Genomic DNA, 26,236 nt, shown 5'->3' on the forward strand with positions numbered 1-26,236 from the left:
GGACCGTCGATCCGGGAATAGACATCGTGGACAGACGTCGACCGCCGCCTGACCCAGCTCCATTACCCGCCCCGTTTCCTCCCGCCGGTTGCGCACAGGAACGACCGCGACCAACGGCGGACGGTTGAGGCCGCGGGAGCAGCGGTCCGGACCGCAACGGACATCGCGGTAGCTCGAAAAAGTCCTGGAATTTGGTCGCCTAGCTCACCTTCCAGGCGCGGGTGATCGTCTGGTCGATGCGGTTGCCGGCGGTATCGGTCGCGGTGACCCGCACGGTGGCGAACCGCGCCCCCGCCGGCGCCGCCGGGATCGTCGCCGTAACCTGGCGTCCGCCGGTCGTCGGCGCGGTGCGCCAGTGTGCTCCGTCGTCATAGGACACCCGCACGACCACCACGATCTTCCCGGCCCGCTGGTAGCCCGGCTGGTAGCCGAGGTTCAGCCTCAGCGGGTACGGGCGGCCGGCGGGCACCGTGTTGTCCAGGGCGGCGTCGATGTCGTAGCCGACCTGGAGCAGTGGCAGCACGCTGACCTTGTCGCCCTTGGGCTGGCTGGAGTCGAACGTCCAGGTGGTCGACGTGGCGGTCGACGTGGTCCACCACTCGCGGCCCTCGGTGAAGCGGTCGCGCGCGACGTCCAGCGTCAGCTTGTACCGGCCGTCGCCGGACGGCACGGTGAACCAGTAGTAGGGCCGGGTGGTCTCGCCGAGCACCTTGCCGCCCCGGGTGAGGGTGAGCTTGCCGGCGTCCGAGCGGTAGTCCAGCCAGCCGTACTGACTGACCGCTCCGTCGGCGTACTGGGGCATGGCGACGCGGATGACGTCGTGCCAGCGGTTGGCCGGCGCCCCGTAGGCGTAGTCCGCCGTGGTGTCGGGCATCGCGGGGCGGACGATCGGGCCGAACCATGTCTCGCGGCTCCGCTCGCCGGCCCGGTAGACGCGGCCCAGGTCGTTCATCGTGCCGAGGCTGCCGCCGAGGCCGAACGTGGTCTCCTGGGTCACCTGGTGCCGCCAGGCCACGCTGTCCCGGGTGCTGACGTAGTCGGTGCGCACGCCCGGCCGGCTGATGGCGCGGCTGAGGCCGAGCCCGACGTCGATGCCGTCGACGAATCCGAGGCGGCTGTCGCGGGCGCGCAGCTGCGGCAGGTGCCCGCGATACTCGGTGTCCACAGTGGCCAGTTGCAGCTCGGCGGCGGCGTAGTGCAGGTCGGCCGGCACCCGGTCGCGCTCGGTGAGCAGCAGGTCGTAGCGGTAGGGGCTTTCCGCCAGGCCGGTCAGGTCGAGTGTGACGGCACCGGATGCCAGCCGCTCGCGCAGCCGGATCCCGTCCTGGCGGGCCAGCTTGTACGCCGGCACCGCGCTGCCCCCGCCGTACGCCGGGAAGTCGTCCCGGTCGGCGGTGAGGAGGACCACGGCGGCGCCGGCCTCGCCCGCCGCCGACAGCTGCTCCCCCACGGCGTCGACGCCGGTCCAGCGGATCAGCACCGCCGCGCCGCGGGAGCCGGACAGGTCGTCCGGCGTGCCGTCGCCGCCGTCCACGAGGGGCAGTGTGCGGCGGCCGTCCAGCGCCGGCGCGCCTTCCACCGGTCGCGGTTCGGTCAGCGGGAAGCCGCCGGCGCCGGTCACCGCGGCGGTCAGCGGCGGCGCGGCGAGGTCCCAGCGGGTCACCAGCTGGAACGTGCCGGTCTTCGGCGCGGTGGACGGCAGCGCGTACACGTTGCGGGACGCCGCCGCCCCGAACGTGCTGCCGTCCACATCGGACCGCGGGCCTGCGCCGCGTTGCCAGACAAGGCCGAACCCGTTCAGCGTGGCGGGCCGCGGGGTGTCCACGGTCAGCTTGGCGGCCTTGCGGCCGTCGTAGGTGAGCCTCCGGTCGCCGCTGAGCACAAGCTCGGGCTCGCTGACGGCGGTCACCTCGTCGGTGTTGCCCTCCTCGTCCACCCCGTAGATGCGGCCGTTGAGTGCGTACCGGCCGGCGGGCACCTCACCGGAGACGGTGTCCCCGTCGCCGGTGAAGTGCAGGTAGCCGACCTCGCCGGTGTCCAGGTTCCACAGCCGCACGTTGCTCAGGAGGCCCGGTGCCCCGCCGTCGTGGGCGATGCCGCGCACGGTCAGCGTGTGCGTGGGCGGCACGAGGTTGGCGCCCAGCGGGGTGCGCAGCTCCTCGCCGCCGCCGCGCGCGGTGAGCACACCGTTGTACATGCCGTCCGGCGCCGCCGACCGGTCGATGTGGACCGTCGCGGTGGCGGAACCGTGCGCGGGTACGGTCAGCCGCGCCGGCGTGATCCGCACCGCCTGTGTCTTGCCGAAGGCCAGGTTCAGCGTGACCGCCCTGGCGCCGTCGTTGTGGTAGGTGACCGTGGCGCGCGGCGCGGGTTCGCCGGCCGGCACCTTGCCCAGCTCGATCGCCGCCGGCTCGACCCGCACGTCCCGGTCGATCGCGGCGGCGACGTCCACCCGGCCGGCACCTTGCTCCCACACCTCGGCGCCCTTGACCGGCTCGGCGCTCGCCACCAGCGCGGCCTTGAGCTGCGGCGCCTTCCAGTCCGGGTGCCGCTGGGCGAGCAGCGCGGCCGCGCCGGCCACGTGCGGCGCCGCCATCGAGGTGCCGGACATCGACGTGTACGCCTTGTCGATCGGTTCGCCGAGCGTGGTGCCGGCCGCGCGGGCGGCGACGATGGCCACGCCCGGCGCGGTGACCTCCGGCTTGACAGCACCGTCGCCGAGGCGAGGGCCGCGCCCGGAGAAGGTGGCCAGCGCGTCCGATTTGGACACCGCGCCGACGGTCAGCGCGGAGCTGGCCGTGCCGGGCGTGGTGACCGTCTGCGCGCTGGGTCCGCTGTTGCCGGCGGCGACCACGAACAGCGCCCCGGAGCTGGCGCTCAGCGCGTCGACCGCCTCGCTGGCCGCGTCCGGTCCCTCGAACGCCTCGGCGCCCATGCTCAGGTTGACGATCCGGGCGCCTTGACCGACCGCCCACTCCATGCCGGCGATCACCCAGGACAGGTCGCCGGAGCCGGACGAGTTGAGCACCTTGCCGACCAGCAGGTCGGCCTTGGGCGCCACGCCGGTGCCGGGCAGGCCGGCGCCACCCTTGCCCCTGCCGGCGATCGTCGCCGCGAGGTGCGTGCCGTGGCCGGTCCGGTCCACGGTGTCCGCCTCGTCGGTGAAGTTCGCCTCGGCCACGACCCGGTTCTTCAGCGCGGGGTGGGTAGCGTCGTAGCCGCTGTCGAGCACGGCCACCTTGACACCCTTGCCGTCGTAACCGGCCCGCCAGGCCGCCGGCGCGCCGATCCGCGGCACGCTGTCGGCGAGCGTGGCGCGCAGCTTGCGGTCCAGCCACACCCGGCGTACGCCGGACGCGAGCGTGGCCGGACCGTCCACGAGGGAGGACCACAGCGCGGCCGCCCGCGCCTTGTCCTCGGTGACCGCGACCGCGCCGATGCTGCGCAGGTCGCGGCGCTTCGTCGCGCCGGCGGTGGCGGCCAGCGGTGCGGCCCGGTCGCCGGACACCAGCAGCGGGATCGTGTCGCGGGCGGCATCGTGGTAGCCGCCCGCCACCAGGTCGGTGAGGTTGAACAGCGCGCTGTCCACCCGGCCCGACCGCACCAGCGGCACGGCCTCGGTGGGTATCGCGTAGACGTCGCCGCCACGCTCGGACAGCTCGAAGGCGGCGCCACTGTCCACAGTGACCGCCTGCCGGCCGTCGGCCAGTGTGGACAGCCGCACCACGTCGCCGGTGACGAGCGTGATCCGGTCGACCTGCCGGACGGCGGCGGAGCCAGCGGATGGCGCGACTGCGCCAGCGTGAGGTGCCGCCTCCGCCCGTCCGGCGCCGGCCGCGACCATCATCAGAGCAGCCGCTGCCGCCACCACGGTACGTAAGGATCCGACCACGACGCCCCCTTGACCCGCCGGTACGACGAGGGGCAGCGTCACACATCGTGGTCAGACGATAAAAGGATCTAGCCGCCGCGCAGGTGCGCCATGTCTCAACTGCGTCAACCGGCTTCGCCCGGGGCCGACGCGCGCCACGGTGCGCTATCGCGGCAGCCGAGCGCGCAAAGCCTCGGTGAACCAGTCAAGCGCCGGCGCCAGGCTCTCGCCCACCGACCAACCATTGATCACGGACAGCAGCTGACCGTACCGCTCCCTGCGCGAGTCGTTCGCGGCCACCACCCGAACCAGCAGATCGCGGCGGAGCGCGACACTGTCGCGGCGGCCGGCGGCGTCCGCGTACCGCGCGGTGACCGCCGAGACGACCGGCTCGGCGCGCGGCGACGTCGGGTCGATGCCGGCGGCCATGGCCGGGCCCGCCTCGTCACGGACGAGGGCGATGGCCTCACGGCGCACGACCGTACCGCCGGCGTCGACCCGCTCGGCGGCGTGCTGCTGCGCCATCCGGCGGATGGTGGCCCGGAAATCAGCGTCCTGCGACAGCTCCGCCAACTCCACCCACGCCTCGACCTGCTCGGCCTCGGCGTCGTCGGGCAGCACGGGAGTCATCGACACCCGGATCCCGGCGAACGCCGGATCGTCCAGGCCGCCGAAGACGCTGTCGAGGAACTCGTCGACCAGGCGCCGGCGTTCGTCATGGGAAAGTCTCGCCAACTTGTGCATCAGCTCCACGTCCTCCGGGGTCGATCCGCGCTTGGCGACCGCGGTCAGCACCGCACGCCGTAGGCGCAGGGTGCGAATCCGCACCGCCAGCACCTCGGCGTGCGCCGCGGCGACCTCGGCGAGCGACATCTGCCGGTCCACGACCTTCCTGATGGTCGGAAGGTCCAGTCCCAGCTCGCGCAGCGTCCGCACCAGGTCCAGCCGCGCGACGGCCTCGGTGCCGTAGCGGCGGTAGCCGGCCGGGCTGCGGTCGGTGGGCGGCACGATCCCGCTGTCCGAGTAGAACCGGATGGCCTTCACCGTCAATCCGGTCAGCCGCGCCAGGTCGCCGATCGAGTACCGCGTGTCGCCGTCCATGCCGCCCACCTTCACGTCTCCCCCTACAGGAGACTCAAGCTAGCCGTCCGCGGACCCGGCAGCGGAGGTCGGGGATCTCGGCGAGCGCAAGCTCGCCGCCGACCGGAGCGGTGCCCGCGGGAAAGCACCCCAAGAAAACGCTCCGCTGCGCTCCACGTTTCCCCGGGGACCCCGCGCATACCGTCCGCAGGTGACGCGGACGTGGGCAAAATGTGTCATGGATCTCCGCCATGATCGCTACGCCCGCGTGGTCTCTATGCTTGCTGCCGTGCGGAGCGAAACGTGCCGAAAGTAGCTGAAGTTCCGGCGCCATGACGGTGCTGGAGGCGGCCGCCATCCTCACCGCGGGGTTCTGGGCCGGGATGATCAACGTGGTGGTCGGCTCGGGCACGCTGGTGACGTTTCCGACACTGCTGCTGCTCGGCCACTCGCCGCTGGTCGCGAACGTCTCCAACAACATCGGCCTGGTCGGCGGCGGCATCACCGGCACCTTCGGCTACCGGCACCAGCTCACCGGGCGCGGCCGTAACCTGCGCCAGCTGCTGCCCGCCGCGGTGCTGGGCGGCATCACCGGCGCGGTCCTGCTGCTGGTGCTCCCGGCGGGCGCGTTCCGGATGATCGTGCCGGTGCTCATCGCGCTCGGCGTGGCCATGGTCCTGCTGGGTCCGGCGCTGCAACGGCGTGCCGCCCGCGGCCGGGACCCGGACTCCGCGCACGGGCGCCTGGCGACGCTGACCCGGCCCCGGCTTGTCGCGGTGCTGCTCGGCGTCTACCTGCTGGGCATCTACGGCGGCTACTTCGGCGCCGCACAGGGCATCCTCCTCGTCGGCCTGATGAGCGCGCTGACCACCGAGGGCATGCAGTCGATCACCGGCCTGAAGAACCTGCTCACCACCGCCGTCAACGCGGTCGCCGCCGTCACCTTCCTGCTGGTCTCGCCCGAGTTGGTGAACTGGGTCGTGGTGGCGCTGATCGCGGCCGGTGCCACGCTCGGCGGCGTCGTCGGCGCCCGGGTCGGGCGCCGCCTGCCGCCAACGCTGATCCGCATCCTGATCGCCGTGATCGGAACCGCGGCGATCGTCCGGCTACTCATCTTCACCTGAGCGGCCTGATACTCGGTTGGGGGCGCGGCCCCGCGAAGGTGAGGTGGCATGGCGACCAAGGCGTTGGTGCTCGGCGGTGGAGGCGTCACCGGTGTCGCGTGGGAGCTCGGCGTGCTGGCCGGTCTCGCCGAGGCCGGGATCGACCTGCTGGCCGCCGACCTGTTCGTCGGGACGTCCGCCGGGTCGGTCGTCGCCGCGCAGGTCACCTCGGGGGTCCCGTTGGCGGAGCTGTACGAGAGGCAGCTCGCCCCGGCGACCACCGAGGTCACCGCGAAGATTCGCATGAGCACGCTGGCCGCCATCGTGCTGGCGATGCTGCGCACCCGGGACGAGCAGGCGTTCCGGCGCCACGTCGGCCGGATGGCGCTGGCCGCACGGACGATGCCCGAGGTGGAGCGACGGGCTGTCATCGCCAGCCGCCTGCCGGTCCACTCCTGGCCGGAGACCCGGCTGCTGGTGCCGGCGGCCGACGCCGAGACGGGCGAGTTTGTGGTCTTCGACCGCGACGCGGGCGTCAGCCTCGTCGACGCCGTCGGCGCGAGCTGTGCCGTGCCCGGCGTGTGGCCACCGGTCACCATCCGCGGCCGGCGCTACATCGACGGCGGCGTACGCTCGGCGGCCAACGCGGACCTGGCGGCCGGCGCGGACCGGATCGTCGTCATCGCACCGGTAAACAACGGCGGCGGTCCGATCGCTCGCCTCGCCGCCCAGGTGGCCGCCCTGCGCCGGACGGCCGCGGTCACGGTGATCAGGCCAGACCGCGCGGCCGGTCAGGCGATCGGCCGCAACGTGCTGGACCCGGCCCGCCGGGCACCGGCCGCCCGCGCCGGACGCGTCCAAGGCGCCGCGCTCGCCGCGACGGTCGCCCACGTCTGGCACGACGCGGGTTGAAACGCTCTGCCCGCGCCGGCACCACGATCAGCTTTTCTGCCCCGCCGGTGTCCGACGGCGGGCGAACAGCGTGGAGTCGTGCACGTCGATCGTCACGCCGTCGCGGATCACCGTCCGCGGCCGCTGCTCGACCACGAGCACCTCGAAGTCGTCCGGCAGGGCGGGCAGCAGCTCCTTGGCGGCGAACATCGCCCGGTGCTTGCTCGTGGACCCGTGGGCGAAGACCTCGGACGGGGCGTGGCCGACGACGAGAAGGTGGCCGCCGGGTGCGACGGCCTCGGCCAGCCGGCGGGTGACCTCCACCATCCCACCCTCCGGCGGGTGCAGGTAGTGGCTGGTGACAAGGTCGAAGGACCGGCCACCCGCGGCGAAGGTCCGCGCGTCGACCTGCCACCAGTCGACGCGGCCGGCGACCCCGGCCTGCTCGGCGTGCCGGGCGGCGCGCGCCAAGCCGTTGGCGGAGAAGTCGGCGCCGGTGACCGTCCAGCCCTGGCGGGCCAGCCAGATCACGTCGCCGCCCTCACCGCAGCCGACGTCGAGCGCGGTGCCCGGCGCCAGCCCGCTCGCCGCGGCGACCAGCTGTGGGTTGGGGTTGCCGCTCCAGACCTTCTCCGGGCCTGAGTACCGCTCGTCCCAGCTCGGCGGCTCGAACATGCCGGCCGACTGTTCGTCGGTGTGCTGGTGCGCGTGTCCGGACTCGTTGACCTTCATGCGCACCAGCGTCCCGACGGCCGCCGATTTTGACAAACAACCTTGCCACTTTGGCAAACCCGCGTGGCCGCACCGCGAGAGCTAGCCGCCGCGTTGGTTTCGTTCGGCGATGCGCCGGGCCTGCCCCTCGTGAATGTCGCTCACCCACTCCCAGCCGGGCTTGGCCGACACGACCCGCGGGTCGCTGACCGGCTGGTTGTCACGCAGGGCCCGCACGTACGCCCGATCCTGGTCGATCCGTGCGCGTAGCTCGTCAGCTCCGCCGACCGACCCGTGGCCGGGGACGACGACACCGACACCGCCTGCCACGTCGTCGAGCAGGCTCAACGCCGCGAGGTAGTCCTCGATCGGGTCGGCGGCACTCAAGTCGAGCATCGGAACGAAGACATCGGAAAGCATGTCGCCGGCGACGAGAACGCCGCGTTCCTCGATCAACAGCGCCGCATGGCCCGGAGCATGCGCCTGATGCTCGATGACCCGGGCCTCCGGGCCATCCCAAGGAACCCGTGTGGTTTCGGCGGGCAGACCGGTAATGCGGCCGTACAGGTCCAGCGGTGTTTCGTCGGCGGTTTCCGGCGGTAATCCCTCGGCGACGCGGGCCTTCCAGTCCGCGTTCGACAGCACATCCCGCATGTCAGCCGCGCAGCGGGCCGTGCCGTAACGGGGCACTTCGCCGAACTCGGCGTGCCAAAGCAGATGATCCCAGTCGGCATGCGTCGAGAAGCCCGCCAGCACAGGCTGACCCAGCTCGGACAGGTCAGCCGCGAGGCATGCCATTTCGTCGCGTGTTTGTCCGGGCTCGATGAGCAACACACCGGCCCGGCCTTGCACGACAATGGTGTTGTTCTGGAGCAGCTCACTCTGGTGGACCAGCACACCCTCCGCGACTCGCCTCAGCACGGGCTCGCCTCCTTCGCATCCCGGGCTGACGATCCCGCCTCTAGCCCGGCCCGTGCCACAGCCTCCCATGTGGAGGCGGGGCGGTGGGAAACGCCCGCCCGGCCGGCGTGGCTCATGAGGGCGGACCTCCTGGCGGCTTCGCCTTCGGCCCCGAACCGGGTTGGCGGCCGTCCCGGCCCGGCAACCCGCGTCGACGGCGTCTCCACGCGACCAGGCGGCGGCTCTGGCAGGATCCACACCATGACCGAAATTCCCGCCCGACTGTCCATCGTCACGCTGGGCGCGCGGGACATGGGCGTTCTCCGCCCGTTCTACCGGGGGCTCGGCTGGCCGGAGCTGCCAAGCGGCGACGACACGTGGACCGGGTTCATGCTCGGCGGTGTCCTGCTGGCGCTCTTCCCCATGGGCGACCTGACCGCGGAGGCCGCGCCCGGCAGTACGGACCCGACCGGATGGTCGGGGGTCACCCTCGCCTGCACCGTCGACACCCGCGACGGGGTCGACCAGACCTTCACCGCGGCGGTCGCCGCCGGCGCCACCCCGATCGCCGCCGGCACCGACCGGCCGTGGGGCGGGCGCTCCGCGTTCGTCGCCGACCCGGAGGGCAACCGCTGGGAGATCACCTGGGGGCCCGAGGCGACCTTCGACGAGCGCGGCGCCCTCCTTTCCTGGGGCTGAGTGCGGGGTGCCCGACCGGCGCCGGTCGGGCACCCCTTGTCACCGACCGACGGCGAGCCACGAACCCGGGAGTCTCCCTGGCTCGACGTGCCTCTGTTGGCGACCAGAGTGGGAGTGCCTGACGTGGGCACCTTGCGGGTCTGGCCGGCCACGCCACATAAAGAGGCGGTAACCTATGCGTTGTGACATAACCCCTGGCGGAGTCTTCCCCGACTACGCGCTGCCCGACCACACCGGCAGCGTGCACACGCTCGGCGAGCTTCAGGGTAGGGATCCGTTGGTCCTCATGCTCTCCCGTGGTCATTTCTGCCCGGCGGAGCATCAGCACCACCGCGATCTGGCGGCGTTTCAGTGCAAGGTCGCGGTGGCACACACCCGGATGGTCACCATCTCGACCGACGACCACCACACGCTCAACGAGTTCCGCACGTCGGTCGGCGCCTACTGGACCTTCCTGTCCGACCCCGAGCGGATCGTTCAGAAGGATCTCGCCATCCAGGAGTACACCGACCCCGTGCACGACCCGATGATCCCGCACACGCTCGTGCTCAAGCCGCGGCTGGTTATCCACAGCGTCTACAACGGCTACTGGTTCTGGGGCCGCCCGACGGTCGACGACCTGTGGCTCGACCTGCGCGCGGCGACGCGTGAGATCCGTCCGGACTGGGATCTGAGCGCGCCTGAGCTCCGAGAGGCGTGGGCCGCCGGCGACTGGACGCTGTTCTATGGATACGACCGGCGCTCCCTCGGCGCCGCTACGGAAGGACGATCCCGCGAAGCTGCCGACGGGAGCTGATCGCGAGTCTGGTGAACACCTTGCGAAGATGCCATTCCACGGTTCTGGCGCTGATGAACAGCTGGGCACCGATCTCCGGATTCGACAGGCCGTCACGGGCCAGCCGGGCGATCTGCGCCTCCTGCGGCGTGAGGTCATCGCGGGTCTGGGCCGTGCGTTTGCGCACCGTCGCACCGGTGGCCCGCAGCTCGCGGCGGGCGCGCTCGGTAAACCCCGCCATGCCCATCGCGGTGAACATGTCGTGCGCGGCGGTCAGCTCCCGGCGGGCGTCCACTCGGCGGTTCGCCCGTCGCAGCCACTCACCGTAGAGCAGGTGGGTGCGGGCGAGCTCGGCGCGGACCCGGGCCCGGCCCAGATGCTCGACGGCCGCGCGGTACCGGCCCTCCGCACCGTCACCGCCGCTGCCGTTGTCGCTGCCGCTTAGCAGGGCTCGCGCCCGGGCCTCCATCCCCAGCGCCCAGTCCGTTCCGCTCGCTTGTGCCTTCGCGGCCAGCCGATGCACGGCTTCGGCCGCCAGATCGGTCCGCCCGGCTCGCGTGGCCGACTCGATCAGTTCGGTCAGGCCCCAGTTGTGGGCGACCATCTCGTCCGGATCTGCGCAGGCCCGACGCGCCGCGGCCAGGGCCGCCTGGTAGTCACCAGCTCCGTTGCACAGGACCGCGTGCGCGTACTCGCAGATCGCGACCCCGACCCCCTCGCCGCGGGAAGTGGCCTTGCGCAAGGTGACTTCGATCAGCTCCCTGGCCTCGGCGGTCCTGCCCTGCCACGCGGCGAGGATCAACGCGCCGTAGGGCGCCTCCGCGACCCCGGTTGCCTCTGTCACCATCTGGGCCTCTTCGACCAGGGCGGCGGCGGTCGACAACTCGCCGCAGAAGACGAGCACGGGCGTGCGCGAGCCGAGCGCGAGCGGTAGCTCGGTCAACGCGCCCGTCGTGCGGGCGATCTGAAGGTGGCGGTGCGACAGGATGTACGCGCTCTCGTCGTCCCACATTTCCAGGGCGAGAACGCAGCCCTGCCACAACCAGCGCAGCTGTTCTCTGGCCGGGATCTCGTCGGCGCGGAGCTGTCGCAGCGCGTCCCGGCAGCGGGGAACCGCGGGCGCGTAGTCCTCGGCGAGCGCGCTGAACGCGTCCAGCAGCAGGTCGCCGAGCGTGGGTTTGTCGTCGGGTGGGCGCGGCGCGGCCCGAGCCGCCCGGGCCACGTCGGCGATGCCGACGCCGTCGTGGAGCCGGGCGGCGAACTGTGCCGCGGAGAACGCGTCCAAGTACGTCTGCCGGGCCAGTCCGATGTCCAGCGGCTCGAGGCGCCGGGCAGCCGCCAGCAACAGTCCGGTGGCCGTGTTACCGCGGCTCGACGCGAACGCCAGCTGGGCCCGTACCATGTCGATCCGGGCGCGCTGCCACTCGTCCACCGGCCCCTCACGGGCGATGGCGAGCAGGCCACCGGCGACGTCGAAGCCGCCCGACCGCAGGTTGGCAAACGCCGCGTCGAGCGCCCGCCGGACCCGCCGGGCAGGCACGGGTGTCAGCTCGGTCGCCCGGGTCAGGAAGGCGGCAGCGGCAGCGAGCCCACCACGGGAAAGTGCCCGACCCGCTGAGCGCTCCAGCTCCTGCGCGACTTCCTCGTCGGGACCCGGCATGGCGCGGGCGCGGTGCCATGCCCGCCGGTCCGGGTCCGCCTCGGCGTCGGTCGCCCCCGCCAGCGCGCGATGTACCCGGTGCCGGTCCTCGGTGGGGGCCGCACGGTAGGCGGCCGATCGGACAAGGGGATGGGTGAACTCCACCCGTGCCCGTACCTGGAGCAGCCCGGCGTCCACCGCGGGAGCGGACGCGGCCATGCCGATGCCGAGCGCCCCGGCGGCGCCGTGCAGCAGCGCGGGGTCGCCGAGCGGTTCCGCGGCCGCGGCGAGGATGAGCAGCTGGGTATCGGCGGGCAGCAGGCGCAGCCGCCGGATGTAGCTCTGCTCGATCTTGCCGGCCACCGGCACGCTGGTGGGCAGCCCGAACCCTCCGGCGAGGTCGGCTGCCCCCCATGTGCGCGGCAGCTCCAGAATCGCGAGCGGGTTGCCGTGGCTCTCCATGATGATCTGGTCGCAGACAGCGCCGTCGAGCGGACCGAGCAGGCTGCCCAACAGCAGCGTCCGTGCGTCGCTGTCGCCGAGCCCACCGATCTGCAACGAGGGCAGGCCGGCAAGGACGTCGTCTCCCGCACCGGTACGCGCCGCGCACACGACCGCGACCCGTTCGGCGAGCAGGCGTCGAGCGACGAACGCAAGAATCTGCGCGGATGCCTGATCCAGCCACTGCGCGTCGTCGACGACACAGATCAGCGGCTGCCGCTCGGCCGCTTCCGCCACGAGCGTCAACGTGGCAAGTCCCACCATGAGCCGGTCCGGAGCGGGACCAACGCTCAGCCCGAACACCGTCGCCAACGCCTCACGCTGCACCACCGGCAGCCGATCGAGATGATCCAGCATCGGGGCGCACAACTGGTGGAGGCCGCCGAAGGCAAGCTCCATCTCCGACTCCACCCCGGCTGCCGACACGACCCGCCAGCCGGCGACCTGATCGGACAGGTAGCCCAACAACGCGCTCTTGCCGACGCCCGCATCGCCGCGCAACACCAGCACCCGGCTCACACCGGCACCCACGTCAGCCATCAGCCGGTCGAGCGTCTCCCGCTCGCCGGGTCGTCCGAGCAACCTCGCGGCGGGCCCGTCAGCCTCTGCTGCCAACGCTGACCTCCCGCATGGCCGAATGCATGACCGGCTGGCGGTGCACGCGGTGAAGCGACGTCGAGTCAAGCGGGCCCGGCGCGGTGAAGCTGTGTCTGGTCGTTCGTGATCCCCTGCCGGCAGCGTAGAGGCTGATCGATGCCGACGTAACCGGCCGAAGCGCCAATCGTGATCTGCGTCGGCGGCGCCCGCGCCCAGTAACCGGACAAGCCAGGGACTTTCCCTGGCTCGAACCGGGGATCCGCAGCGCAACGATGGTCGCAACCGGTATCGATCATGTGCCGGGTCCTCCAATGCGTGTGAAGGAGATCCTCATGACGCCATCCGCCGCACCACTACCCACTCCGGACGGCCCCGGCTCCGTCTCCGGCGCGCCGAACCTTCCAGCGGGGTTCACCGATACGTTCACGAGCCGGTACATCGACTCCGGCGACGTGCGCCTGCACGCGGTTATCGGCGGCGACGGGCCGCCGCTGCTGCTGGTGCACGGCTGGCCGCAGACCTGGTACGCGTGGCGGCTGCTGATGCCGGCCCTGGCCCGCGACTTCCAGGTCATCGCCGTCGACCAGCGCGGCATTGGCCTGTCCGACAAGCCCGAGGGTGGCTACGACGCCGGGACTCTCGCCGGCGACCTGATCGGGTTGATGGACGCGCTGGGTCACCAACGGTTCGCCGTGGTCGGCCACGACACCGGATTCGTGATCGGTTACGCGTTGGCCGCGGATCATCCGGACCGGGTGGCGTGCGCGGCGCTCGCCGAGATCCCCGGACCGCCGGGGGCGACGCCGTCACCGCCGCTGTTCGTCCCGGGACAGGTCAACGACCGGCTCTGGCACATCCCGTTCAACCGGGTGGACAAGGTGCCCGAGCAGCTCGTGACGGGGCGGGAGGACATCTTCTTCGGCTACGAGTTCGCCATCCAGGGCGGCACGCTGCCCGACGACCTGATCGCCTACTACGTCCGCCTGCTGTCCAACCCGCGGGCCCTGCACGGCAGCTTCGGCTTCTACCGGGCGTTCCAGGCCACCGTGGAGCAGAACGAGCGGCGCAAGGACCGGCATCTGAGCATGCCCGTCCTGGCGATCGGTGGACAGGCCAGCCACGGCACACACGTCGCGGAGGCGATGCAGACGATCGCGGACGACGTGCGCGGCGTGGTCATCCCCGGCGCCGGTCACTGGGTCGCCGAGCAAGCCCCCGAGCAGATGCTGGCGGCGTTGACCGCGTTCCTGGCCCCGTACCGGGACGCTCCGGCCGCGGCGCGTCTGCCCCGTCCTGAAGCCGCTCCAGTCCGCTAGATCAGGCACCGGAAAGGGGGACGCTCACGATGTCCATGCCCAACGAACCGAGCAACGACGACACACGCGACGCGGTCGACGCCCGGACGTCCAGACGGGGCGTGATCCGCGCGGCCGGCGCAGGTGCGCTGGCACTAGGCCTGGGCGGCGCCGCACTGACCGCCACCCCGGCAGCAGCCGCGAACCCGTCCGTCCCGCGCGTGCCGACCCCCAGCGGCTACGGTTCCGTCTCGCAAGCGCCGCACCTGCCGGCAGGGTTCCACAGGACGTTCACCAGCCGGTACGTCAAGACCGGTGTACTGCGCCAGCACGTGGTCATCGGCGGCACCGGGCCGCCGCTGCTGCTGGTCCACGGCTGGCCGCAAACCTGGTACGCCTGGCGGCTGTTGATGCCGGCCCTGGCCCGCCATTTCCAGGTCATCGCCACCTCACCCGACATGTTCGGTGACGTGGCGGCAACAACCGGCTCTGGCACATCCCCTTCAACCGCATCGACAAGCTCAACGAACAACTCGTCAGGGGACGGGAACACATCTACTTTGGCTGGCAGTTCACCACCAAGGCCGCCAAGCGGCTGCCCGACTACGCCGTCCGCCACTACGTCCACACCCTCGCCCGCGACCCGCAAGCCCTGCACGGCAGCTTCCAGTGGTACCGCGCGCTGGACACCACCATCGCGCAGAACCAGCGGCGTCACGACCAGCCGCGGCTGACCCTGCCCGTCCTGGCCATCGGCGGCGCCACAAGCGCCGGAGAAACGATCGCGAACATGATGAAACTCGTCGCCGACAACGTGCAAAGCCTGGTCATCCCTGGCGCCGGTCACTGGGTCCCTGAGGAAGTACCCAAGCAGATGCTGGCCGCGCTGACCACCTTCCTGGCCCCCTATCGGCGACAGATCGGCCACGGCGCACACGCGTCGGCCTGACACCGCAGGTGGACGGCTGGCAACCGTCGAACACGCGCACCTGCCATCGCTCGACGGCCGAGTGGCTCAGCCACGAGCCACCCGGCCGTCGAGTGTCGAAGGTGGCCGCTGAAGCCGTGGCGCGTCAGCTACAGCAGGACGGCGCAACTCGCTGGAGCCGAGCCTGGACCAGCACATCGTGCTCTGGCCGGCGCACCGGCCCGGCAGGTACGCGGCCCGTCCGGCGGCACCGACGTCCTCGCGGTGGCGATCCGACGCGGCTGGCTCGGCGGCATCGACAACGTCACCACCTCCAGTGACGTCGTGGCCTGGCACGTCCGTGGCGGCCAGGTCAACACAGCCCCGGACGAGGTCGTCGATACGGTCAACGGGCACGGCGACCTCGGACTCCAGGGTGCCATCGACCGCCGCCGTGGCGGCGTGATCGCGGTGCCGGGCCTGGGCGGCGCCAGCGGTGTCACGGTGCTGAGCGACCGCGGCCTCGCCGCCGGCTTCGCCAACGACGGTGCCCAGGTCCACGCGGTCACCTGGCGCGGCTGCTGACCTTTACCGCTCCTCACGTGTGCGTGCCGCTGGTGGTTACCTCCGGCGGCACGCACCCACGCATGCCGGAACGGCCGGAACGCGGATCTGCGCATTACGTAAGGTGTGTAGCCGGCTGCGTAGGCGTAGGGTCACCGTTGTCGCCCAGTCCCCGGTGGCGTATGAAGCCGTTTCGGTGGTCGCGTCGGGCAGCGGCTAACGGTCCTTCGATCGGTGGGTCAGGTGCCAGCGGTGCGAGACCGCACGGCCGCTTGCGGCCCCTGGCCGCGTGGGACGTCGGAGCCGATCTCTCGGCGCGCCGTTGGGCGGGGTTGCCATCGGCCGGGTGGTGTGCCGCACCGGCGCGGGAGGGTCGGGTCGCTGAGGGTGGAGGTGTCGGGATGCGCGTGCTTGTCACGGGTGGTACCGGCTTTGTCGGATCACACACGGTGGGAGCGCTTGTCGCCGCTGGGCATGAGGTGCGGCTGTTGGTCCGTTCGCCGGACCGGATCGCGCCGGCCTTGCGGCCGCTGGGTGTGACCGAGCACATCGACCATGTGGTCGGTGACGTCACCGACCCCGACTCGGTCGGTCGGGCGGTGGCCGGGTGCGACGCGGTGCTGCATGCGGCGGCGGTGTACGACCTCGACGCCCGCGCTCACAGGGCCATCGGCCGGACCAACGTGGCCGGTGCCGAAACTGTGCTGCGAGCAGCGGTGGAGGCTGGTTGCGACCCGGTGGTTCACGTCTCCAGTTTCGTGGCGCTGCTGAGACGGCGGGCGACCGTCACCCCGGACTCGGCGCTGTCGCAGGTGCGTGGTGGGTACATCGGTTCGAAGGTGGCCGCTGAAGCCGTGGCGCGTCAGCTACAGCAGGACGGCGCACCGGTGGTGATTGTGCAACCTGGCGCCGTGCTCGGCCCGGACGACCCGCACCTGGGTGATGGGTCGCGTCGGCTGCGGGACATCCTGCGCGGCCGCTATCCGATGTGGCCCAACGGCGGTCTGCACACTGTGGACGTGCGGGATGTGGCCCGCGTCCACGCCGCTGTGCTGAGCCCGGGTGCCGGACCGCGGCGGTATCTGGTGCCGGGCCAGTTCGTGGACGGCCGCACGATGTTCGCGACGCTGCGCGCGCTGACCGGACGTCGACTGTCTCACCTCGTCATGCCCGCCGCGACGATCCTCCCCGTCACAAGGGCCGCCACCGTGGTCCAACGCATGGTTCCGTTCCACCTCCCCCTTGAGTACGAGGGCGCCTTGCTCACCAGCTACGGCATGCGCTGCGACGACTCGCGCACCCGCGAGGAGCTCGGCATCCACCCGCGTGCGCTGCGGCAGACGTACTGGGACACGGTGCGGTGGCTCAACCAGGCTGGACATCTGACCAACCGGCAGGCGGGCGCTGTCGCCGATCGGACCCAACCCACGACCACGCTGCCCGATGGCAGCGCCCAAACGCACGGCACACCGCCGACAACGGATCTGGTCTGACCGAGCCGCACACCGCCGGTGATGGCGCAGCACAGGACAACGCGGAAGTCGGTGACCGTGCCAGGCTGAAGGTCCGCATCGTCGGGTAGACCATCGGCCGGCCGCGTCTGTTCCCGGCTGTGAAGAACTTGCCGGCGTGCTGGGCGCGGAACGTGTGGACGGTCATGGTGAAGAGTCCCGGGCGGAACCCGCCCGGGACCCCTTCCTTCCCCTACCCCCTCGGAAAGCTTCGATCCCGCTGCCGGCGGACGGTCAGCGGGCTCCCAGCCACCAAAAGATCGGCACGTGACATCACCGGTCACAGCCCGACCGCGCTGTCGGACTCTGGCCCGCCCCATGCCATGACCGAGTCACCTTGCTGCGGTCGGCGACATATGTCCCTAGTGGACGTCATCGCGGTGGTGAGCCGTCATCGTCGCACCGCGGACGCGGCAAGACGACAATCGGCCGGCCGTCGGCCGAGTGGTGGTCCCGGGAACCAAGACCCCTCAGGGCGGCGGACAATCCGTGGCTATCAGCGGGATTTCGCCACCGGGGACCGGGGTGACATGGTGAGAGTACACCCCCGCCACCCCGTTGCGGCGTTCGTGCCGCCACTGATTTCCTGGTCCGTACAGGCGCCCCAGGTAGCGGATCCTCACCGGATCCAGATCTGCCACATCGGTGATCAACTTTCCTCCGACCTGCATGAAAAATGGATGCCCTGACTGCGTTTCCGCTGGTCAGGGCATCCGTTCTGTCGGGACGGCCGGATTTGCACCGACGACCCCTTGTTACCCACTCTGTTACGGCAGGGCGCTCCTGAGGCGCGGCAGCGCCTCGATCGCGATCGCCCGGCTCGTGTTTCGGGTGGCGCTGTTGGCGACCGCGTCACGGTTCAGCGGCGGGCCCTGGAGCCGGCCCAGGTAGTACAGCTCGTAGTCGGTCGCCTGGTCGCCGTTGTACGCGACGCACGTGTAGTGCACCTCGACGGTGACCACGCGGCCGTAGGTGTCGTACTCGACGTACCGCTGCTCGCTGCACGACGGCGCCAGCTTGGCGACCACCACCTCGTAGCTGCGCACCTGGTCGCGCAGGAGCAGGTCGACGCCGTTGTGCAGGTTGGCCTTGACGCGGGCGGCGATCGCGATCGCGTAGATCTCGCCGATCACGTGGCCGAGGTTGTCGACCGAGTTCTTGCTCGTGACCGCGTCCAGGTAGGCGGTGGCCAGGGCGGCGCACCGGGTGGCCTCCTGCGCCCACAGTTGGCGTACCGAGGTGGACATGTTGTTGATGTCCGAGAACTCGATGGCATGAGCCCTGGCGCAGGCCTTCACCTCGGCGCTGGCGATCGCGTCGATGTGGTTGAGGATGTTCGCCTCGGACGCCTCGATGGCGGCCATGATCTGCTGGACGGCGGCGTCGAGGTTGCCACCTCCACCGCCCCCGCCGTAGAGGGCACCGGCCACCGCGACGATGGCGCCGATCCAGTCGAAGGCCATGGCGCTCGCGTTGGCCGCCGGAGCCTGTCTTGGGGCGGCCGACGCCGGCTGGGCGGCGCCCACCACGCCGATCGTGGCGGCCAGCATCGCGGCCGTCGCGCGAATCAACAATCTCTTCTTCACGTCCCTTGCTCCTCCTCCAGTTCCCTCAGCTCCTGCTCCACAATGGGCAGATATTCCTTGGCCACGATCCAGGCCGAGTCCTGGCCGGCCTCGATCTTCGTCGCCGCGGTGTCGACCGGTCCTATGTAGTAGTTGCCGTACAGGTACTGCTCGTCCTTCAGCACCACGTCCACGCCGTTGGCCGCCACACATCTGTAGGTCCGCTGGTAGCCGCCAGGCATCGATTGCGTGTTGATCCAGCGACAGTCCGGCTCGAGCTTCGTTACCATGTCCCGGAGGACGGCGACGTATTCCCGCGTCAGGTTCAGGAAGTAGTTGTCCAGCCCGGCGTACTCGGCACCCACCCGGGCGAGTTGGTAGAGCTGGTGCAGGGCCTGGGCGATCTGCTCGGCGGCCGGCCTGTCTACAATGGCCATCCGCTCTTTGCCCAGCGTGGCCGCCCGACCGACGTCGCGCGCCCACAGTTCGAGCCCGAGCTCGTCGTCCACGATCTCTTCGAAGTCGGTGAACTCGTTGCTGGCGCTCAAGGCCGCGGCCTTCACCTCGGCCGCCTGTACCGCGTCGATGTAGACGAGCACTTCGTTTCGGGACTCGGTGACCGCGCCGATGGCCACGGCGATCAACGTCTCGACATCGCCGCTCGACCCGTGTCCGGCGATGAGCCGGCCAAGCGCGCCGACCACGCTGAGCAGATTGCCGGCCACACCGTCGGCCGCCTGTGCCGGCCGCGCGGTGCTCGGCAGGATCACCGCGAAAGCCAGCATCGACGCGGCTAAGCCGCGCAACAGTCTGGTTCTCAACTCGACTCTCCTTTGTAGACTAGTGCCGGGACGCGCCGCGCGCTGCTATGGATGTCGATGTTCTGGCCGCCACGGCGGCCGGTCAAGCAATGCGGTGAGGCTGCGTGATCCCGCGGCACGCCCCGCGCGCAATCCCGCAGCTTGGCCGGCGTACCTCAACCTGGCCGGCCGCCGGTACGATGTGCTGGCGATCGCACGGATCAGCGGCTCACGAGTGGGGGATCGATGGCGGAGCAGCCGGCGCAGCGCATGTTCACTCCGGAGCACGATTCGGAGGTCGAGGCGGCCGGTCCGCCGACCCCGGTGCGCGTCATCGAGCTGCTCGCCGGCTACATGGTCTCCAAGACGCTGTTCGCGGCGGTCGAGTTCGACCTGTTCGCCGCCGTCGGGCCGGAGGGCGTGACCACAGTAGAGCTCGCCGAGCGCTGCGCGATCCCGGAGCGCAGCGCCCGGGCCATCGCCGACCTGATGGTCGACGCGGGCCTGCTGGTCCGCGACGGCGACCGGTTCCGCAACGCCGCGGACGCGGAGGCGTTCCTGGCCGGCCGCGGCCCGTTCGACCTGCGCCCGCTCGCCCGTTACTGGGACACCGTCAGCTATCCAACGTGGACGGACGCCGCGACGGCCTTCCGCACCAGGCAAGGTGTGCGGGCCGCGCTCACCGAGGCGCAGACCGAGGCCTACGAGGCGGCCGTCGCGCTCGTCACCGCCGAGACGGCCGCCGACCTGGCCGGTGCGTACGACTTCGGCGGCCACCGCCGGCTGCTCGACGCGGGCGGCGGGTTCGGCACGTTCGTCAAGCCGATCCTGGCGCGTTACCCGCACCTCGAAGCCACCCTCGTCGACCTGCCCGAGGTGGCCGCCGCGGTGACCGACCAGACGGCGGCGGGCCCGCTCGCCACCCGCCTGACCGCCGTCGGCGCCGACCTGTTCACCGACCAGCTTCCCGGCGGCCACGACGCCATCCTGGTGGCCAACGTGGTGCACCTGTTCCCACCCGAGCGCATCGTCGAGCTCTTGCGACGGCTGCGCGAGGCGGTCACCCCGGACGGCCGGCTGCTGCTGGTCGACTGGTGGCGCACCGACGTGGCACCGCACCCGTCGGCCCGCTTCGGCGCCGGCGAGTTCCTGATGATCAGCGGCGGCGACCTCTACCAGGTGGACGAGGTCGCCCGCTGGCTCAGCGAGTCCGGCTGGCGGTTTGTCAGCCTAGAGCCCCTGCCGCCGCCGTCCGGCCTCATCCTCGCCGAGCCGCGCCCCGTCTAGCGTGCTGGCCAGAGCGTGTGTCGCCGATTCGGCACGGTCGCGCGACAGGCGGGCTGGGTGGCCTGTGGTGCGTTAGGTGTCCAGAGTGGTGCCGCAAGGCCTTGATCGGCGACGAGGGTGGGGGAAGTCTGGTGATCGTGGTCGTTCAGACCCCCTGGAGGGGGTCCAGATGACCACGATCTACAACACGGCCCGCCGATCAAGGGGGCAAGGCTACGCAAGCCTGCTGCCCACCACGCTTCGGTGATCGTTAGCCCAAAACCCGCGTTCTCGCCCGCGTGTCACACGGGTTTCGGGCTAACGATCACGACGTCTTCCAAATCCTGAGCCGATTGTCCCGTCATGTGGGAGATTCGGGTCAGCCAGCGGGCGAAGCCCGAGCCGTGCCGTATGCCGTCGTCCACCCGCACGGGGAGCAGACCAACAACGCGAAACAAGGCCAAGCGGCCCCGGCCGGAGCCCCAGACCCCGCCGGAGGCGCCGCACTAACCGCGACCAACGGCGGACGGGTGAGGCCGCGGGAGCAACGGCATGGACCACGGCGGACGTCGCGGTAGCTCGAATCTGCTTTCGAATCAAGGTTCGAGGCCACGGCGACCCCACTCAAAGCCCCAGCTGACCTGCTAGCCGGCGGCTTTGACCTGGTTGCGGCCGGCGCGCTTCGCGCGGTAGAGCTCGACGTCGGCGCGCTCGACCAGCTCGTCGGCGGTGGTGCCGGCTGACGGGTTGGCGGCGGCGACGCCGATGCTCGCCGTGACGACGCGGGCGGCGACCATGTGGTGTGGCAGGGCGAGGGCGAGGACTGCGGCGCGGAGCCGCTCGGCCGTCTCGTACGCGGCGCCGATGCCGGTGCCGGGCATGATGACGGCGAACTCCTCGCCGCCGTAGCGGGCGACCAGATGGCCCGCCGGGCTGTGCCGCCGGAGCAGGGTGGCGACCCGGTGCAGGCACTCGTCGCCGGCCGGGTGTCCATAGTGGTCGTTGTAGAGCTTGAAGTGGTCGACGTCGATCATGGCCAGCGCCAGCGGGCTCTCCGCCCAGATGGCCCTGTCCCATTCGGTGTTGAGCACTTCTTCGAAGCGGCGCCTGTTGGCCAGGCCGGTGAGCGGGTCGGTGGCGCTCAGCTGTTCGAGGCGTTCGTTGGCGACGGCCAGCTGCCGGGTGCGCTCGGCCACCTTGCGTTCCAGCGACGCGTACACCAGGGCGTTGTCAAGGGAGACGGTGAGCTGCCCGGCGATGAGCATGACGCCGTCGAGGCGTTCGGCGGAGAACGCGCCGCGGATCAGCCGGTTTTCCAGCAGCAGCAACGCCTGCGGCGTGGCGCGGTTGAGGATCGGGACGGCCAGGAGCGAGCAACATCCGTGGTCGCTGAAGTACGGGTCGCGGGCGAACCGGTCGTCGGTCAGCGCGTCGCCGACGACGAGCGGCTCGCGGGTCCGTTCGACGTAGCGGACGGCGGACAGCGGCACCAGGCGCCGCTGGCCGGCCTCGTCGAGGGAGATCGCGGCGCCCTCGGCGCCGGCCGCCGGCATCCACCAGGTGTGGTGGTGTGCGTCCCAGAGCAGCAGCTGGACGCCGGTGGCGCCGGTCATCGTGGAGAGCACCTCGACAACGCGTTGACGCAGCCCGTCGACGGTGGTCTCGGAGCTCAGGGCCTGTGAGGCGGCGAGGATGCCGAGCAGGTCGATCGCGCCGGTCATGATGCTGGCGCGGTGGGCCGGGGCGTCGCCCGCGGACGCGGCCGCCGGCAGCGGACGGAGTCCGTCGCCAACCGCGTGCCGGATCTGCTCGACCTTCGCGGCCGCGTCCCAATCCCGGTAGGCGCGGCACGCCTCGGCGAGCAGCGCCGTGCCGGTGTGCTCGAGGCCGTGGGCGAGGTAGAAGCGGGCGGCGCGCTCGGCGATGAGTGCCCGGTGCCACGGGCGTCGCGCGCCGGCGTCCCGCTGGGCCGCGTCGTAGGCCGACACGGCGGCGCGGAAGTCGTCCACCGCCCAGGCGCGCTCGGCCTCGACGAGCCGGAGTAGATGCTGGAAGTTGGCCGGCGCGTCCGCCGCCCGCGCCGCCCACCAGCCGGCGACGGCGTCCAGCTCCGCCAGGGACGACGCGTGTGCTTCCGAGCCGGCGTCCGCCGCGCGGACCCGGCCTGCGACGGCCAGGGCCCGGGTCAGGTACGCCGGCACGGACAGGTACAGGTTTTCGATGAACGGGAGCAGCTCCATCGCCGCCGCCGAGTGCCGGTCGAGCTCGGCCGGATCATCGAGCAGGAGGGCGGCGAGCGCGCGGGTGATGTGGACGTTGCTGGCCAGGGTGGGATTGCCGGCGAGGTGGCCGGCCACACCGACCGGCTCGTCGACCGGCGTGCCGCGCAGCGTGGACACGAGCCACGCGTACGGCTGGGTGAGCGCGGCGCTGTGGTCGTTTCCGGTGCGCCGGGCGATGGCCAGCGCCGCCTCCACCTCGGGGACGTAGGCGTCCAGCGACGGCGCGCAGTCGAACAGCGCGTAGACCAGGACGTTGGCGGTCCAGCAGGCGTTTTGCATGTCGCCGCTTTGCAGCAGCCCCTCCCACGCGCGGCGGGCCTGCGCGACGCTCTCCTCCAGCGGGGCGAACCAGTGCCCGGCGGCGAACGCGTACAGGAAGCGCGCCTGGGCGGTGTCCGGCTCGTACCGGCGGGCCTCGCTCACCGCGAGGACGCGGCGCATCATCCGGTATCCGGTGCGGTAGTCCTGCCGCCGCCGGGTGGTCGCGAAGGGCAGGTGGGCGACCGGACCCACCAGCGTGCGGCCGGGGCCGTGGTCGACCCACATCCGCACGGCCCGCAGCACCAGCCACACCATCGTGGCCGGGTCGCTCTGGAACGCCGCCGGAATCATCCTGTTGATCAGTGCGGCCGCGGCCAGCAGCGCCGGGTCGGCGATCTCCGGCCGGGCCAGGTCGTCGGCTTCGGTGGTCTGGTCCAGCCAGCGGTACAGCGTGTCGAGCCCCTGCTCGACCTCGGCCTCGAGCAGGTCGGGCTCGGGCATGCCCACGCCGAGTCGCCGCAGCACGTCGAGGCCGAGCTCGACCGCCTCCGCCGGGCGGGACCGGTTGGCCAGGCTGGACACGTGGACCAGGATGGCTTCCAAGCGCCGCAACGGATCGGTGGCCAGCCCGTCGATGACGCGGTAGATGTCGTCGGCCTCGTCGAGCCGGCCGAGGCCGTACAGCGCGGCGAGCCGGCCGGTGTGCAGCGCGATGAGGCAGGCGGTGTCGCCGGGGTCGGCCAACCGCACCGCGGCCGAGAGCAGCCTCTCCACGACCGGGTGGTTGCTCACCAACCGGGCCTCGTCGGCCGCGCGGCGCAGCAGCTCCACGACCCGGCGGCGCTCGGCGGGATCCTCCACCTCGTCGATGACGTGCAGGTACTGCTGTGCGGCGACGGCGGCGAGCTCCGGCTGAGGTGCCAGCCGCCTGGCCAGGCGCATCCGCACCGCGCGCTGCCGCGGCGCCGGCAGGTATGCCAGAGCGCCTTCCCAGACCCGGTCGTGCCGGAACCGGACGACGTCCGGCGCGGCGCCCTCCGTCACCAGCAGTCCGTCTTCCACCGCCGGGGAGAGCCGCTCCCCCACCGTCGACGCGGGCAGGTCGGTCGCCGCTCGCAGCATGCTGAGCTCGACGCGGCCGCCCAGGCAGGCCATGACCTCCAGCAGGCCACGGGTGGCTGACGGGAGGGCGGCGACCCGCGCGGTCAGCAGGTCGGGCAGGTCTACCGGCCCGTCGCCACGGCGCAGCGCGGCGGCGTCCCACTCCCAGCCCTTGTCGGCGGGGCGCAGCACGCCGTCACGCCGCAACGCGTTGAGCAGCTCCACCGTCTCGTATGGATTGCCGTTGGTCCGCGGCAGCAGCGCCTCGATGAGCTCGGCGACGTCGCCGGCGTCCATGCGGAGCATGTCGGCCACCAGCACCGCCAGGCTCGGGGCCGGCAGATCACCGAGATGGATCCGCTGCGGCCCGGCCGTCAGGCCCTGCCATCCGGAGATCATGGCGCCCAGCGGGTGGGTGGCGTCGACCTCGCGGTGCGCGCCGACGAGCAGCAAACCCTCGACCGTCTCCTGCCCGCTCAACAGCGTGTCGACGAGGCCGAGCGGGGTGCGCCCGGCCCACTGGAGGTCGTCGACGAACAGGACCACCGGCCGCTTCGGCGACGCCACGGCGCGCAGGATCTCCAGCGAGTTGCGCTGTGCCCGGACCTCGGCGGTGAGCGGGTCGCCCAGGTCCGGCGGCACCCGCAGCAGGGTGGCCAGCTCCGGCGTCACCGCGGTGGCGAGGCCGGCGCTGTGCCCCAGGGCGCGCAGGATGCGGGTGCGCACCTCCGCCAGCTCTTCCTCCGGCAGCGCCAGCAGCAGCCGGCCCAGTGCCCGGAACGCCTGGTGCATCCCGTCGAACTCGAGGTCGCGACGGAACTGGTCGAACTTGCCCGCCACGAACCAGCCGCCGCTGGCCAGCACGAGGGGCCGCAGCTCTTCGACCAACGAGGTCTTGCCGACGCCGGGCGATCCGGAGACGAGCACCCCGGAACTCCGGCCGGCCACGGCGCCCGCGAAGGCCGCGCCCAACGCGGCGATCTCGGCGTCTCGCCCGACGATCCGGGTGGGCGGCCGCAGCCGCAGCGGGAAGTCACGCTCTCCGATGCGCAGCGGTCCGGTCGCGCCGTCGCGTAACCGGGCCAGATCGTGGACGAGCCCTTCGGCGGTCTGATAGCGGTTGTCCGGTTCCTTTTCCAGCAGATGCATGATGATCTCGGATAGCGCTTCCGGCACGCCCGGATTGAGCTCCGCCGGCGGCGCCGGCACCCGAGCGAGATGATCGTGAACGAGCTGGAGGGGATCGCCGGCACCGAACGGCGGCCGGCCGGTCGCCATTTCGTACAGCGTGGCGCCCAACGCGTAAAGATCGGCACGCTGGTCGACGGCACGGCCGGTGCGGCCGGTCAGCTCGGGGGCGAGATATGGCAGCGTGCCGACGATCTCGGTCGGGGCCAGATCGGGGCGGGTTTGCACAAACGTCGTCGCCAATGCGAAATCGATCAGGCACGGGACCCGTGTCGAACCGCTCAGCACGATGTTGGTCGGACTGATATCCGTGTGCATCACGCCCCGGTGATGCATCCCGGCCACCGCCCGCGCCAGGCCCAAGGCCAGCGTGAGCAGGTCGCCGGCGCTCCAGGGCGCCGCGGTGCTGGCCAGCGAGACGCCCCGGACGTCCGCCAGGAGGATGGCTCCCGGCCGCACCGGCGCGGTGGCCAGCTGAGCGACACCGGAGACGCCGGAGAGCCGACTCAAGATCGCCGCCTCATGTCGCAGCCGCCGCTCGGCGTCGGGACCCAACGGCTCCTTGCTGATCACGCTGCCGCCGCTGAGGAACAGCCGCATTACCCGGCTGCGGGCGCTCTCGTGTAACAGCGCCGTCCGATCACGGGACTCTCGTAAGTCTCCTGCCACCGCCTCGCCGATGCCCCCATCCGCCCGAATCGGCATGGCTGTCCCGCTCCGGCCATTTCG

Annotated in this window: 17 protein-coding genes; 8 read left to right on the forward strand and 9 right to left on the reverse strand. The window is 71.6% G+C overall.

Annotation, left to right across the window (positions count from 1 at the left end):
• Positions 1 to 199 precede the first annotated feature (199 nt).
• Together AC5L36_RS08720 and AC5L36_RS08725 are read right to left on the reverse strand one after the other, a co-directional pair.
• Positions 200 to 3,871 carry a S8 family serine peptidase gene (locus tag AC5L36_RS08720; protein WP_494907786.1) on the reverse strand — a complete coding sequence of 1,224 codons (3,672 nt, stop codon included), beginning with the start codon at positions 3,869 to 3,871 and terminating at the stop codon, positions 200 to 202.
• Positions 3,872 to 4,036: 165 nt separating this feature from the next.
• On the reverse strand, positions 4,037 to 4,972 hold the full coding sequence (locus tag AC5L36_RS08725) for a MerR family transcriptional regulator (RefSeq protein ID WP_441217088.1): 936 nt from the start codon (positions 4,970 to 4,972) through the stop codon (positions 4,037 to 4,039).
• A 311-nt stretch (positions 4,973 to 5,283) separates the two neighbouring features.
• Between AC5L36_RS08725 and AC5L36_RS08730 the strand changes: the two genes are divergently transcribed.
• Both AC5L36_RS08730 and AC5L36_RS08735 read left to right on the forward strand, forming a co-directional pair.
• Positions 5,284 to 6,075, forward strand: coding sequence for a sulfite exporter TauE/SafE family protein (locus AC5L36_RS08730; RefSeq protein WP_441217089.1), 792 nt, complete (start codon positions 5,284 to 5,286; stop codon positions 6,073 to 6,075).
• A 48-nt stretch (positions 6,076 to 6,123) separates the two neighbouring features.
• Positions 6,124 to 6,966, forward strand: coding sequence for a patatin-like phospholipase family protein (locus AC5L36_RS08735; protein ID WP_441217090.1), 843 nt, complete (start codon positions 6,124 to 6,126; stop codon positions 6,964 to 6,966).
• A 27-nt stretch (positions 6,967 to 6,993) separates the two neighbouring features.
• On the opposite strand, the gene AC5L36_RS08740 is transcribed toward AC5L36_RS08735, so the two are convergent.
• Entirely contained in the window at positions 6,994 to 7,677 is a 684-nt protein-coding gene (locus AC5L36_RS08740; RefSeq protein ID WP_441217091.1) for a class I SAM-dependent methyltransferase, read from the reverse strand.
• An 81-nt stretch (positions 7,678 to 7,758) separates the two neighbouring features.
• Entirely contained in the window at positions 7,759 to 8,577 is an 819-nt protein-coding gene (locus AC5L36_RS08745; RefSeq protein WP_441217092.1) for an MBL fold metallo-hydrolase, read from the reverse strand.
• A gap of 240 nt (positions 8,578 to 8,817) precedes the next feature.
• On the opposite strand from AC5L36_RS08745, the gene AC5L36_RS08750 reads away from it, so the two are divergent.
• Both AC5L36_RS08750 and AC5L36_RS08755 read left to right on the forward strand, forming a co-directional pair.
• Positions 8,818 to 9,255 (forward strand): VOC family protein, encoded by a 438-nt coding sequence (locus tag AC5L36_RS08750; protein WP_441217093.1) that lies wholly within the window; start codon positions 8,818 to 8,820, stop codon positions 9,253 to 9,255.
• A 175-nt stretch (positions 9,256 to 9,430) separates the two neighbouring features.
• Positions 9,431 to 10,051: a redoxin domain-containing protein gene (locus AC5L36_RS08755; RefSeq protein ID WP_441217094.1), complete on the forward strand. Its 621-nt coding sequence runs from the start codon at positions 9,431 to 9,433 to the stop codon at positions 10,049 to 10,051.
• Here the strand turns inward: AC5L36_RS08755 and AC5L36_RS08760 are convergent.
• The gene (locus tag AC5L36_RS08760) at positions 10,011 to 12,785 is read right to left on the reverse strand and encodes an ATP-binding protein (protein WP_441217095.1); all 2,775 of its coding nucleotides are present in this window, start codon (positions 12,783 to 12,785) and stop codon (positions 10,011 to 10,013) included. The genes AC5L36_RS08755 and AC5L36_RS08760 overlap by 41 nt on opposite strands.
• Positions 12,786 to 13,099: 314 nt before the next feature.
• Between AC5L36_RS08760 and AC5L36_RS08765 the strand changes: the two genes are divergently transcribed.
• Positions 13,100 to 14,083, forward strand: coding sequence for an alpha/beta fold hydrolase (locus tag AC5L36_RS08765; protein ID WP_441217096.1), 984 nt, complete (start codon positions 13,100 to 13,102; stop codon positions 14,081 to 14,083).
• 217 nt (positions 14,084 to 14,300) lie between these two features.
• Here the strand turns inward: AC5L36_RS08765 and AC5L36_RS08770 are convergent, their stop codons facing one another.
• Entirely contained in the window at positions 14,301 to 14,990 is a 690-nt protein-coding gene (locus tag AC5L36_RS08770) for a hypothetical protein (protein WP_441217097.1), read from the reverse strand.
• Positions 14,991 to 15,254: 264 nt separating this feature from the next.
• On the opposite strand from AC5L36_RS08770, the gene AC5L36_RS08775 reads away from it, so the two are divergent.
• Together AC5L36_RS08775 and AC5L36_RS08780 are read left to right on the forward strand one after the other, a co-directional pair.
• Entirely contained in the window at positions 15,255 to 15,554 is a 300-nt protein-coding gene (locus AC5L36_RS08775) for a hypothetical protein (RefSeq protein WP_441217098.1), read from the forward strand.
• A gap of 380 nt (positions 15,555 to 15,934) precedes the next feature.
• Positions 15,935 to 17,026 carry an SDR family NAD(P)-dependent oxidoreductase gene (locus AC5L36_RS08780; RefSeq protein WP_441217099.1) on the forward strand — a complete coding sequence of 364 codons (1,092 nt, stop codon included), beginning with the start codon at positions 15,935 to 15,937 and terminating at the stop codon, positions 17,024 to 17,026.
• A 785-nt stretch (positions 17,027 to 17,811) separates the two neighbouring features.
• On the opposite strand, the gene AC5L36_RS08785 is transcribed toward AC5L36_RS08780, so the two are convergent.
• Together AC5L36_RS08785 and AC5L36_RS08790 are read right to left on the reverse strand one after the other, a co-directional pair.
• On the reverse strand, positions 17,812 to 18,630 hold the full coding sequence (locus tag AC5L36_RS08785; protein WP_441217100.1) for a hypothetical protein: 819 nt from the start codon (positions 18,628 to 18,630) through the stop codon (positions 17,812 to 17,814).
• Positions 18,627 to 19,430: a hypothetical protein gene (locus AC5L36_RS08790; protein ID WP_441217101.1), complete on the reverse strand. Its 804-nt coding sequence runs from the start codon at positions 19,428 to 19,430 to the stop codon at positions 18,627 to 18,629. Before AC5L36_RS08790 ends, AC5L36_RS08785 begins: the two co-directional genes overlap by 4 nt.
• Before the next feature lie 225 nt (positions 19,431 to 19,655).
• Between AC5L36_RS08790 and AC5L36_RS08795 the strand changes: the two genes are divergently transcribed.
• On the forward strand, positions 19,656 to 20,696 hold the full coding sequence (locus AC5L36_RS08795) for a methyltransferase (RefSeq protein WP_441217102.1): 1,041 nt from the start codon (positions 19,656 to 19,658) through the stop codon (positions 20,694 to 20,696).
• Between the two features lie 623 nt (positions 20,697 to 21,319).
• On the opposite strand, the gene AC5L36_RS08800 is transcribed toward AC5L36_RS08795, so the two are convergent.
• Positions 21,320 to 26,107 (reverse strand): diguanylate cyclase, encoded by a 4,788-nt coding sequence (locus AC5L36_RS08800; protein ID WP_441217103.1) that lies wholly within the window; start codon positions 26,105 to 26,107, stop codon positions 21,320 to 21,322.
• Between the last annotated feature and the right edge of the window lie 129 nt (positions 26,108 to 26,236).

The organism is Phytohabitans sp. LZ39 (assembly GCF_059359075.1).